General features: G+C 66.1%; 10 protein-coding genes. 2 read left to right on the top strand and 8 right to left on the bottom strand.

Annotated features, from left to right (window positions below; all coding sequences use genetic code 11):
• From AC1DF4_RS02955 to mnmA, 6 genes are all read right to left on the bottom strand, one after another.
• Positions 1-483 carry a chorismate mutase gene (locus AC1DF4_RS02955; protein WP_476911459.1) on the bottom strand — a complete coding sequence of 161 codons (483 nt, stop codon included), beginning with the start codon at positions 481-483 and terminating at the stop codon, positions 1-3.
• A 171-nt stretch (positions 484-654) separates the two neighbouring features.
• A complete protein-coding gene (locus AC1DF4_RS02950) occupies positions 655-2,358 on the bottom strand; it encodes an ABC transporter ATP-binding protein (protein ID WP_476911458.1) in 1,704 nt (567 codons plus the stop codon).
• Positions 2,355-3,374, bottom strand: a complete 1,020-nt coding sequence (locus tag AC1DF4_RS02945) for an ABC transporter permease (RefSeq protein WP_476911457.1) — start codon at positions 3,372-3,374, stop codon at positions 2,355-2,357. Before AC1DF4_RS02945 ends, AC1DF4_RS02950 begins: the two co-directional genes overlap by 4 nt.
• Positions 3,375-3,376: 2 nt before the next feature.
• The gene (locus tag AC1DF4_RS02940; protein ID WP_476911456.1) at positions 3,377-4,468 is read right to left on the bottom strand and encodes an ABC transporter permease; all 1,092 of its coding nucleotides are present in this window, start codon (positions 4,466-4,468) and stop codon (positions 3,377-3,379) included.
• Positions 4,469-4,603: 135 nt separating this feature from the next.
• On the bottom strand, positions 4,604-6,232 hold the full coding sequence (locus tag AC1DF4_RS02935) for an ABC transporter substrate-binding protein (protein ID WP_476911455.1): 1,629 nt from the start codon (positions 6,230-6,232) through the stop codon (positions 4,604-4,606).
• Positions 6,233-6,544: 312 nt separating this feature from the next.
• Entirely contained in the window at positions 6,545-7,669 is a 1,125-nt protein-coding gene (mnmA, locus tag AC1DF4_RS02930) for a tRNA 2-thiouridine(34) synthase MnmA (protein WP_476911454.1), read from the bottom strand.
• Between the two features lie 224 nt (positions 7,670-7,893).
• Here mnmA and AC1DF4_RS02925 point away from each other — a divergent pair, with 224 nt between their 5' ends.
• Complete coding sequence (locus AC1DF4_RS02925) at positions 7,894-9,138, top strand: NAD(P)/FAD-dependent oxidoreductase (RefSeq protein WP_476911627.1); 1,245 nt, start codon at positions 7,894-7,896, stop codon at positions 9,136-9,138.
• On the opposite strand, the gene AC1DF4_RS02920 is transcribed toward AC1DF4_RS02925, so the two are convergent.
• The gene (locus AC1DF4_RS02920) at positions 9,135-10,364 is read right to left on the bottom strand and encodes a cysteine desulfurase family protein (RefSeq protein ID WP_476911453.1); all 1,230 of its coding nucleotides are present in this window, start codon (positions 10,362-10,364) and stop codon (positions 9,135-9,137) included. The genes AC1DF4_RS02925 and AC1DF4_RS02920 overlap by 4 nt on opposite strands.
• Before the next feature lie 50 nt (positions 10,365-10,414).
• Here AC1DF4_RS02920 and AC1DF4_RS02915 point away from each other — a divergent pair, with 50 nt between their 5' ends.
• Positions 10,415-11,344: a DMT family transporter gene (locus AC1DF4_RS02915; protein WP_476911452.1), complete on the top strand. Its 930-nt coding sequence runs from the start codon at positions 10,415-10,417 to the stop codon at positions 11,342-11,344.
• On the opposite strand, the gene AC1DF4_RS02910 is transcribed toward AC1DF4_RS02915, so the two are convergent.
• The gene (locus AC1DF4_RS02910) at positions 11,334-12,068 is read right to left on the bottom strand and encodes a helix-turn-helix domain-containing protein (protein ID WP_476911451.1); all 735 of its coding nucleotides are present in this window, start codon (positions 12,066-12,068) and stop codon (positions 11,334-11,336) included. The genes AC1DF4_RS02915 and AC1DF4_RS02910 overlap by 11 nt on opposite strands.
• Positions 12,069-12,120 lie beyond the last annotated feature (52 nt).

Genomic DNA, 12,120 nt, shown 5'->3' with positions numbered 1-12,120 from the left:
CTAGGCGGTGGCGGAGACGGTCGGGCCTGCGGCGCCGGGGACTTCGCCGGCGGTCGGATGGCGCACGGCGTTGGTGGCCTGGGGGTTGGTGGCCCGGGGATCGGCGGCCAGTGCCGCTTCATGGTCCTCGGCAATGGCTTCGTGGTGCCGGATGACCTCGCCGATGATGAAGTTGAGGAACTTCTCTGCGAAGGCCGGGTCCAGATGGGCCTCCGCGGCAAGGCGTCGCAGCCGCGCGATCTGGGCTGTTTCCCGGCCCGGGTCCCCGGCGGGAAGTTTGTGGGTTGCCTTCAGGAATCCGACCTTCTGGGTCGCCTTGAAGCGCTCGGCGAGCAGGAAGACGAGGGTGGCATCGATGTTGTCGATGCTGGAGCGGATCGACAACAGCTCCGCCATCACCGCGGGATCCACGTGACCGGCCAGCGAGCTGGCCCCGGGGTCATAGGAATCGGCGTCGGGGTGGGTCTGGTTCTGCTCGGTCATTGCTCCAGTCTAGGGGCACGGGCGCTAATCACTTCTGCTGTTAAGCGCTGCCCGCGCGGCCTGGGCGGCCTGACTGCGCCGCCGCTCGTGTCGGTTCCCGCGCACCAAAGGACATGCCCACCGTTCCGGCTGAACGGTGGGCATGTCCTTCCGGTGCGCACCGGATTCGGTCTAGCTGTGGAGCACCTCGCGGAAGGCCTCGCGGCGCCGGGCCTGCTCGTCCGGATCCGGAACGGGAAGCGAAGCAATCAGCTTCTTCGTATAGGCGTGCTGCGGGTTGCCCATCACCTGGTTGCCCAATCCCTGTTCGACCATCTTGCCCTTGTAGAGCACGCCGACCCAGGGCGAGAGGATGTCCACCACGGCGAGATCATGGCTAATGAACAGGGCCGCGAACCCGAACTCGCGCTGGATCTCCTTGAAGAGCTCCAGCACCACGGCCTGCACGGACACATCCAGCGCCGACGTCGGCTCGTCGGCGATGAGCAGCTTCGGGTTCAGGATGAGCGCACGTGCCAGCGAGGCGCGCTGCCGCTGCCCGCCGGAGAGCTCATGCGGGAACCTGTCGGCGTACGACGCCGGCAGCTGTACTGACTCAAGCAGCTCGCCAACACGCTTGCGTGCCTCCGCCGGGGTCGGGTTGCCGTGGATGATGAGCGGTTCGGCGACGCAGTCGCCGATGGTCAGTTGCGGGTTGAAGGATGCCGCCGGGTCCTGGAACACGAAGCCGATCTCCTTGCGGAGCGGTTTGAAGGTCCGCTCCTTGAAGTTCAGCATTTCGTAGCCCAGCACCTTGAGGCTGCCGCCCGTGGTCCGGTTGAGGCCGGCGATGGCCCGGCCGATGGTGGTCTTGCCGGAACCCGACTCCCCCACGAGTCCGAAGACTTCGCCTTCGGAAACCGTAAAACTGACGCCGTCCACCGCCTTGAAGGCCGGAGTGCCCATCCGTCCCGGATACTCAATGGTCAGGTTCTTGGCCTCGACCAGTACTTTCCCACCCTGATGCGCGCGCTCCGTCATGCCTTCGGACGCAGAGTTGCGGCCCAGGTGCGGCACGGCGGCGAGGAGCTTCTTGGTGTACTCCTCACGGGGCTGGGCGAACAGGACCCGTGACGGAGCCTCCTCCACGACGTCGCCCTGGTACATGACCACGACGCGGTCGGCGAGGTCGGCGACAACACCCATGTTGTGCGTGATCAGCACGATGGACGTACCGAACTTGTCCCGCAGGTCCCGCAGCAGCTCCAGGATTTCCGCCTGGACGGTGACATCCAGGGCGGTGGTCGGCTCGTCGGCCACGATCAGACCCGGGTTCAGGGCCAGTGCGGCGGCAATGACGACGCGTTGCTTCTGGCCGCCCGAGAACTGGTGCGGGTAATAGTTGACCCGGGTATCCGGGTCCGGGATGCCCACTTTCCGAAGGGCTTCGATGGCCCGCGTCTTGGCTTCCTTCGCCGAGATCTTCTTGCCGCTGCCAGTGTCCGCATGCGCCCGGATGCCCTCGGCTATCTGCCAGCCTACGGTGTAGACGGGGTTGAGTGCCGTGGACGGTTCCTGGAACACCATGGCCACGTCGCGGCCGCGGATCTGCCGCAGCTTGGCCGCGCTGACGCTGATGACGTTGTTGCCGTTGATCAGGACGGCGCCTTGGCTGGTTGCCGTTTCCGGCAGCAGCCCCAAGATGGTCTTGGCCGTCACGGTCTTGCCGGATCCGGATTCACCTACGATGGCGACTACCTCGCCGGGATTGACTTCAAGGCTGACGTCCTTAACGGCATAGACATCGCCGGCATCGGTCGCGAACGTAACTTTGAGGTTTTCGATGTCCAGGACGGGGCCGGAGCGGGGGCCCGGCCGGTCGATGTTCGTGGTCATAGCACTCTCGATTCTGCTTCAAGGGCGGCCTGCGCGCCGGCGGTGGAGTCCGGGCCTCCGGCCGGCGTCTTGCCGCCGGACTTCCTGCGGCCCCTGAGCCGTGGATCGTTGAGATCGTTGATGCTCTCACCCACGAGGGTCAGTCCAAGCACGGTCAGGACGATGGCCATACCGGGGTAGATTCCGGTCCACCAGATGCCCGAGGAGGCATCATTAATGGCCTTGTTCAGGTCGAAGCCCCACTCGGCGGCGGAGGTCGGTTCGATGCCGAACCCCAGGAAGCCGAGGCCCGCCAGGGTCAGGATCGCCTCGGAGGCGTTCAGCGTGAAAATCAGCGGCAGCGTGCGGGTTGCATTCTTGAAGATATGGCGGCCCATGATGCGGAAGCTTGAGGCGCCCACCACTTTGGCTGATTCGACGTAAGGCTCGGCCTTGAGTCGAATCGTCTCGGCACGGATCACCCGGAAGTACTGGGGGACGAACACGACCGATATGGCGATGGAGCAGGCAACAATGCCTCCCCAGAAGCTGGACTGGCCTTGGCTAATGACGATTGACATTACGATGGCCAGGAGGAGCGACGGGAAAGCGTAGATTGCATCGGCGATCACCACCAGCACGCGGTCCAGCCAGCCGCCGAAGTAGCCGCTGACGAGGCCGAGGGCTACGCCGAGGAAGATCGACATGGCCACGGCGACGATGATGATGACTGCGGCCGTCTGGGCACCCCAGATCACGCGGGAAAAGACGTCGTAGCCACTCACCGTGGTGCCCCAGATGTGGGCAGCGCTGGGGGGCTGCTGGGCCGGGAACGTGCCCGCCGCGTCGCTGATTTGGGCGAATCCATACGGAGCGATAAATGGCGCAAATACTGCCGTCAGCAGAAAGCAGACGGTCAGCACAAGGCCGGTGACGAGCATGCCGCGCTGCAGCCCGACGCTCGTCCGGAAATGCGAGATCACCGGCAGCCGGTAGATGAGGGGCTGTTTGCGCCCGCTTACTGTGGTTGCATTCATGGCTAGTACCTCACTCGCGGGTCGATCAGTGCTGCGGCGACGTCCACGATGAAGTTCGTGACGGCAACGATGACCGCCAGAAGCACAACAATGCCCTGGACGGCGACGAAGTCGCGGGCGTTCAGGTATTGCACCAACTGGTAGCCGAGGCCCTTCCATTCGAACGTGGACTCAGTGAGGACCGCGCCGCCCAGCAGGAGGGCAATCTGGAGCCCCATGACGGTGATGATCGGAATCAGGGCAGGCTTGTAGGCGTGCTTGGTCACAAGCCGGAAATTGCTGACGCCGCGGGACCTCCCGGCCTCAACATAGTCCTTGCCCAGCGTGCCGATGACGTTGGTCCGGACAAGCCGCAGAAAAACCCCTGCCGTTAGCAGCCCCAGCGTCAATGCGGGGAGGACTGAATGGGCTGCGACGTCGCCGAATGCCGCCATGTCGCCGCTGCGCAGCGCATCCAGCCAGTAGATCCCGGTCGGTGCGGCCAGGGCTCCCATGGAGAGCTCGGTCCTGGTGGAAGCCCGGCCTGCGACAGGTAGCCAGCCGAGCCATACGGAGAACGTCAGTTTCATCAGTAGGCCCGCGAAGAACACCGGGGTGGCGTAGCAGAGAATGGCAAAGAAACGCAGGACGGCGTCGGGCGCTTTGTCGCGCTTGTAGGCGGAGATGAGCCCAAGCGGGATGCCGACCAACAGTGCCACGATGAGGGCATTGATGGCCAGTTCCAGCGTTGCCACACCAAAGGTCATGACCATTTGGACAACAGGTCGCCGGTCGGTGATGGTGGTGCCAAAGTTTCCGGTCGCCAGCTGGCCAACGTATTCAAAATACTGCACGAGGATCGGACGGTCATAGCCGGCCTCGTGGATGCGCTGTGCCAGCACCTCGGGCGGGAGCCGGCCGCCCTGGGCTGCGGTGATGGGGTCGCCGATGACCCGCATCAGGAAGAAGACCAGTGTCACCAGAATGATGACGGTCGGAATGATGAGGAAGAACCGGACCAGGATGTAGGTCCCCAGGCCCCCACCCGAGGATTTTTTCTTGGACGGAAGGAGTCCGTCGGCGTCGCTTGGCGGCGCCTCTATCAATGTTGTCATTGGTACCTAAAATTGTGCTTTTCGCGGCCATGGGCCGGCCGACGTGATCTGCCAGGTGCGGTAATGACCAGCAAAGGCGGGGCGCCTCGAGGGCGCCCCGCCTCACAGGCTGGTCAGGACCGCAGGATTGCAGCCTTACTTGGAAACAGTTCCCAAACGGAACTTGAAGGAGGCGTCGAGGGTCGTGTCGACACCCTTGACGCCGCTGCCGGAAACGGCAACCTGTGCGCCCTGGAGCAGCGGAAGCGTCGAGATGTCCTTGGCCAGGGCATTTTGGGCATCCTTGATCGCGGACTCGCGTGCGCTCTTGTCCACGGTGGTGAGCTGCTTGTTGATCAGATCAGTGACCGCGGGGTTGTTGTAGTGGTTCTTCAGGAAGCCGCCGTCCGGGAAGAACGGGGTCAGGTAGTTGTCGGCGTCGCTGAAGTCCGGGAACCAGCCAAACTGGAACAGCGGGTACTCGTCGGCACGGCTTGCCTTGCTGTAGGTTACCCATTCCGTGGACTGCAGGTTGACCTTGAACAGACCGGACTTCTCCAGCTGGTCCTTCACCATGGCGTATTCGTCGCCCGAGGACTTGCCGTAGTGGTCCGGGTTGTACTGCAGGTTCAGCGACACGGCGCTGGTCACGCCGGCATCGGCCAGGACCTTCTTGGCCTTGTCCAGGCTGGGCTTGCCGGCGTCGCCGTAAGCGTCCTTGAACGATTCGTTGGCGCCGAGGAAGCCGCTGGGGACGTTGGAGTACAGGGGCAGGTAGGTGCCCTTGTAGACCTGGTCCGCGATCGCCTGGCGGTCCACGAGGTTGGCGATGGCCTGGCGGACGGCCAGAGCCTTGGCCGGATCCGCGTCCGCAGCCTTCGCGCCGAACGGCATGGTGTCAAAGTTGAACGTGATGTAGCGGATTTCGCCGCCGGGGCCGACGTTCACCTTGACCTTGGAGTCCTTCTTCAGGTCATCGATGTCGGTGGCGCTCAAGCTGCGGTTGGCCACGTCGATGTTGCCCTGCTGGATGTCCAGCTTCATATTGGTGGGATCCGCGTAGTACTTGATCGTGGCGCCATCGTTTGCCGGCTTGCCCAGCACGCCCTTGTAGTCGGGCCACGCCTTGAAGCTGATCAGCTCGTTCTTCTTGTACGTTTCGATCGTGTACTGGCCGTAGAAGGCCCTCTCCTTGGCGATCGAGTCGTCGTCGAGCAGTTTGTCGGCCGGGAAGACTTCGTCGTCCACGATCGGCGCGGCAGGGCTGCTAAGGATCTGGGCGAAGGTCTGGTCATTGGCCAGCTTCAGCTTGAACACCACGGTGTTCGCATCCGGGGTGGTAATGCTGTCCACGTTGGCCAGCAGGCTGGCGGGGCCGGCGGGATCGTTGATCTTCGTCTGCCGGTCAAAGGAGAATTTGACGTCCTTGGAGTCCAGGGTGTGGCCGTTGGCCCACTTCAGTCCGGACTTGAGCTTGACCGTGTATTCGGTGGGCGTCGTGAAGGAGCTGGACTCGGCGAGGTCCGGCACGGGTTCGGCGCTGCCCGGCTTCGAGTTGAGCAGGAAGGAGTAGATCTGGTTCATCACCATGAAGGAACCGTTGTCGTACGCGCCCGCGGGATCCAGGGCCGTGACCTTGTCCGTGGTGCCGTAAGCGATCGGGCCGGCGGCTGCAGCCGTTGACCCGCCACCGCCACCGGAGGGGCCGGTGCACGCGGTCAGCGCAAAGGCGGATACCCCGACGAGCGCGAGGGCACTCTGGAGGGCCTTTTTGTTCATTGCCATCTGTGAACTTTCTGTTCGATGAGTACTAGGGCGCCGCCCGGACATGATTTTGGTCATGGCTCGGCTGGCAGCACACTGTCCTGATCCCTTGATTCAACCAGAAGGGCACTCGGTGAATCGTTACATCTTGTGAGATGAGACACAAAATTTACACGAAACGGCAGAACTCATCACTATCTTCAGGATTTACCCCGGATTTTCGGCAGGCCGTCGCGTATCCGAGGGACCGGTCAGGCCGTTAAAGCGGCAGGGGCACCGCACAGCGAATCTGTGCGGCGCCCCTGCCGGTCGTCCGAGGCAGGACGGCCGTCCCTACAGTGCGGCCCGCTGCAGCGAACGCGCCGCATCGATCGTGGCCTGACCCAGCACCCGACTGCCCTGATAGAGCACAACGGTCTGGCCGGGCGCCACGCCGCGCAGCGGCTCTGTCAGCGTGACCACGAGGTCACCGGCACCTGCCGCGCTTTCCATGCGAGCAGTGGCGGGCACCGGGTCCCCGTGGGCGCGGACCTGGGCGTAGCAGTCGAACTCATCCCCAGTGGCGATCTCCGCGATCGGCAGGCCGGCCCAGGAGACCTTGATGCCGCGGATCTCGTCGATGGCCAGGAGTGCCTCAGGCCCCACGACGACTTTGTTTTCCTTCGGCCGGATCTCCAGCACGAAGCGCGGTTTGCCGTCGGCTGCCGGGGTGCCGAGCTTCAGGCCGCGGCGCTGCCCGACCGTGAACGCATTGGCGCCGGGGTGCTCGCCAACCTTGGCGCCGGACTCGTCGACGATGTCGCCGGTGGTCATCTCGATCTTCTCGGCCAGCCAGCCGGCGGTGTCGCCGTCGGGGATGAAGCAGATGTCGTGGCTGTCCGGCTTGTTCGCCACAGACAGGCCGCGGCGCTCCGCCTCGGCGCGGACCTCGGCCTTCGACGGCGTGTCCGCGAGCGGGAACATGGAGTGCTTGAGCTGTTCGTGCGTGAGCACGCCCAGGACGTAGCTCTGGTCCTTGGCCCAGTCCGCGGCACGGTGCAGTTCCGGGTTGCCGTCGGCGTCGTTGATCACCTTGGCATAGTGGCCGGTGCAGACGGCGTCGAATCCCAGGGCGATGGCCTTTTCCAGCAGCGCGGCGAACTTGATCCGTTCGTTGCAGCGCATACAGGGGTTCGGCGTGCGGCCGGCGGCGTATTCGTCGATGAAGTCCTGGACCACGTCTTCCTTGAAGCGCTCCGAGAAGTCCCATACGTAGTACGGGATTCCGAGCACGTCGCAGGCACGCCAGGCGTCGCGGGAGTCCTCGATGGTGCAGCAGCCGCGGCTGCCGGTGCGCAGGGTACCGGGCATCCTGGACAGCGCAAGGTGGACGCCGACGACGTCGTGTCCCGCCTCGACGGCGCGGGCTGCGGCAACGGCGGAATCGACGCCGCCGCTCATGGCTGCAAGAACTCGCATACTGACTTTCTTTGGGGTTCAGGGGTTGTTGCCGGCACCGGCGGCTGCTGGACGCAGAAATAGCACAATGCCTGCCGCCCCAGTCTATCGCCACGCCGAATCCTCACCCAAAAGACCTTGACGACAGTCGGTGGCGATTCTAAAGTCAAAAATATCGGTTTTAGATGCACCTCCCGCGACATGCGGCCCCGGTTACGCCGGCGGCCGCAGGAATCGAGCACATGATGGCCTCCGAAAACATTGTGATCGTGGGCGGCGGACTCGCCGGCGCCACCGCTGCCAAGACCCTCCGCGCGGAAGGATACGGCGGACCGGTGATCCTGCTGGCGGAGGAGCGGCACCCTCCCTACCTGCGCCCGCCGCTGTCCAAGGAATACCTCCTGGGCAAGGCCGAAGACGATGCCCTGCCCGTGGCTCCGGGCGGCTGGTACGAAGAGAACGGAGTCGAACTGCGGCTGGGTGCCACCGTCACGGGGATAGATCCGGCCGCCCGCAGCGTGAACCTCCAGGACGGCCGGACCCTGGGCTACGCCTCCCTGCTGCTGGCCACCGGCGCCCGCCCGCGGCGGATTCCGCTGCCCGGAAGCGACGCGGAGGGGGTCAGCACCTTCCGCACCGTGGACGACAGCCGCCGCCTGCGCGCCGCACTGGCCGACGGCGGCCGGAACGTCGTGATGATCGGTTCGGGCTGGATCGGGATGGAGCTCGCCGCGGCGGCGAGCGCCTATGGAAACTCCGTCACCCTCCTGGGGCTCGAAGAGGTGCCCCTGGAGGCGGCGATCGGGCGGGAGTTGGGCGGGTTCTTCCGTGGGCTGCACGAGGCGAACGGCGTCCGATTCCGGCTCCCTGCCTCGGCTGCGGAAATCAGGGAGCAGTCGGGCCGGGTCACCGGCGTGGTCACGGATGCCGGGGAGGTCCTGCCCGCGGATCTCGTGATCATCGCCGTCGGAGTCGTCCCAGAGGTCTCGCTGGCCGAAGCGGCGGGCGTCGCCCTGCAGAACGGCATCCTCACGGATGCCTCGCTGCGGACGTCTGCGCCCGGAATCTTTGCCGCCGGGGACGTCGCCAACGCCCTGCATCCCTTCACCGGCGAGCACCACCGCAGCGAGCACTGGTCCAATGCCCTCAACGGCGGCAAGGTGGCGGCCCGGGCAATGCTCGGCCAGGACGCTGTGCTGGATACGGTGCCCTACTTCTACACCGACCAGTTCGACGTCAGCATGGAGTACTCCGGCTTCCCGGCACTCGTCTCGGGGCCGCCCACGATCCGCGGCTCCCTCGAGGGCAAGGAGTTCCTCGCCTTCTGGCAGCGGGACGGCCGGGTGGTCGCGGGAATGAGCGTGAACTGGCCGCGCTCCGCCAAGCCGCAAAAGAAGATCAAGCAGCTTGTCTCGGCGAAGACCGCAGTGGACCCGGCCGCCCTTGCCGATCCGGGTGTCCCGCTCGACAGCCTGCTGCCGGAAGCCTAACCTTTCGCGGCAGTGTGGCGGGCGACGGTTCCGGCGGTCTGGATGCTGGACTCGTGACCGGCCATGCCGGCCTGGCGTGCGCGGGTGTAGGCCCCGGGCAGGGCAGCCAGCAGCGCATCGACGTCGGCTGCGGTGGAGGAATGCCCCAGACTGAACCGCTGGGCGCCCCGGGCCGTGTCCTCGTCCAACCCCATGGCCAGCAGCACGTGGGACGGCCGGGGTACTCCCGCCGTGCAGGCCGAACCGGTGGAGGATTCGACCCCTGCCAGATCGAGCAGGAACAGCAGTGAGTCGCCTTCGCAGCCGGGGAAGGTGAAGTGGGCGTTGCCCGGCAGCCGTCCTGCACCGGGGGCGCCGCGCAGCACGGCGTCCGGCACCGCCGCCAGGACGCCGTCGATCAGCTGGTCCCGGAGCGTGGCGATGCGCGACGCTTCCTCCGGAAGATTGGTGGTGACCGCCTCGGCCGCCGCGGCAAAGGCTGCAATGGACGCGGTGTCCAGGGTTCCGGAGCGGACGTCGCGTTCCTGTCCCCCGCCGTGCTGGACGGGGGTCAGCTTCACGGCGCGGCCGAGCATCAGCGCGCCGACGCCGACCGGGCCGCCGATCTTGTGCCCGGAGATGGACATGGCGTCGAGCCCGCTGGCGCGGAAATCCACGGGCACCGAGCCGAAGGCCTGGACCGCATCGGAGTGGACCGGAACGCCGGCCCGGTGGGCCAGTTCGACGATCTCCGCGATGGGCTGGATGCTGCCGACTTCGTTGTTGGCCCACATCACCGTGACCAGGGCGATCGAGCCCGGGTCCCGCGCGAGCTCGGCGGCCAGCACGGCAACGTCCACGACGCCGTCCACATCCACCGGCAGCCACGACACCTCGGCGCCCTCATGCCGCTCGAGCCATTCGACAGTGTCCAGCACGGCGTGGTGTTCGACGGCGGAGCACAGGATGCGCGTACGGGCGGGATTCTCGGCATGCCGGGCCCAGTACAGGCCCTTCACGGCAAGGTTGTCGGCCTCGGTTCCGCCCGAGGTGAAGATGACCTCGGAGGGGTGCGCCCCGGCCGCGGCCGCCAGCACCTCGCGGGCGTCCTCGACGGCGCGGCGGGCGCGGCGGCCCGATCCGTGCAGGGAAGAGGGGTTGCCGGTCCGGGCCAGTTCACGGGTCAGCGCCGCCAGGGCCTCCGGGGCCAGGGACGTGGTAGCTGCATGATCAAGGTATACGGGCACAGGGCAATTCTACCTGCGGGCCCGCTGCTGCCCTGGTGTACATTCGAGCGGTGAAAGCGTCCCTGTACCTCGTCCTGGCCACCCTCTTCTGGTCCGGGAATTTTGTTGTCGCCCAGGCCGCCGTCGCCTCAATGACGCCCATGGACCTGACGTTCTGGCGCTGGGCGCTGGCCGCCATCCCGCTGTTGCTGCTGGCCCACTTCGTGGAGAAGCCGGACTGGCGCGCAGTGTTGCGCCGCTGGCCGGTGCTGCTGCTTCTGAGTGTGCTGGGCATGAGCGGCTACACGCTCCTGCTCTACGGGGCCCTCGGCCACACGTCCGCGATGAACGCTTCGCTGATCACCGCGGCCAACCCGGCCCTGATCGTTGTACTGGCGATGGTCCTGACCGGTGAGAGGACCACCCGCCTGGGCTGGCTGGGCATCTGCCTTGGCCTGCTGGGCGTCCTGCTCGTGCTGACCCGGGGCGAGCTGCAGCGCGTGATCAGCCTGTCCCTGAACATCGGTGAACTCCTGATGATCGGCGCGATCTTCGTTTGGGGCTGCTACACGATCATCGCGCGCAGGCTGCAAGTTCCCGCCATCGCGGCCACCGCCGTTCAGGTGGCGATTGCGGCTGTGACGCTGGCACCTTTTGCCCTGGCCATGAATGTGAGGCTCCCGGAAACTCCGGCCGAGGCCTGGTCCCTGGCGTACATCGTGGTCTTCCCGTCCCTGGGCGCCTACCTCCTGTGGAACCTTGCCCTGAAGACCACCCCGTCCGGCACCGCCGGGAACTATCTCAACCTCATCGTGGTCTTCACTGCGGTCATCACCGTGGCGTTGGGGACGCCGCTCACCCTGGTCCAAATCGCGGGTGGCGTGCTGGTGATCGCCGGGGTGCTGCTGACCGGGCTGAAGGGGCAGACCAAACCTCCGGCGATTGCCGCGCCAGGCCCGGCTTCCTGTACCGCTTCGAAGGCACGGGCCCCTAAGGCCTGATCCGGGCGCAGCACTGCGCCGGCAGCGCGGCGCCCTGCGCGCGAAGCTCGTCGATGGCGAGGGCCTGGACGCGGTCCGGGTCGATGCCGCAGCCGGCTGCGGCGCCGCCCAGGAACGCGCCGTTCATGGCGCAGACCACCTCGGTGTGTCCTTCAGCGATCCGGTGGAAGGGACAGTTGAGCAGAACAAGGCCGCCTTCGCCGTCGTCCTCGGGGCGGTAGCCCTCCGCGGCGAGGAACCCGGCAAAGTCGGCTCCCCCGGCTCCCGCCCGGTCATCCGTTTGCCCGGCCGAGGAAACCTTGGCCCGGGCTGCCGCCAGCCCCCGCGCGTTGGCGGTGCGCACCAGCGCCTCACGGGCGGAACCGCCACGGGCGGTCGACTCCTCAATGGCCGAGACCAGCAGCTCCGCGGCCAGGTCATAGTTCCGGTCCGGCACGGACGCGGCGACCTCCCGGACGGCGGCCAGGTAGAGCTTGGCCGGGCGGCCGGACCCCGGCCCGCCCCTGCCGCCCAGCTTCCGGAATTCCACAGTCAGGAGCCCGTCCTGCACCAGCCGGTCCAGCTGGAAGGACGCCGTGCTCCGGGGCAGACCGAGGGCTCCGGCGGCGTCGTCGCGGCTGACGGCACGCCCGGCCGAGGCGACGTAATCGAACAGCTTCCGGCGGCTCTCGTCGCCCAGGGAGGCGACGGCCGCAATCCTGCGGTTCCACGGGGCTCGGATCATGAAATCAGCCTAACTCTAAAAACAACATTCATTGCTTAACTACCTGTTCCAT

The organism is Arthrobacter sp. 05N429 (assembly GCF_056397045.1).
This window is presented reverse-complemented; position numbering and strand designations above follow the sequence as displayed.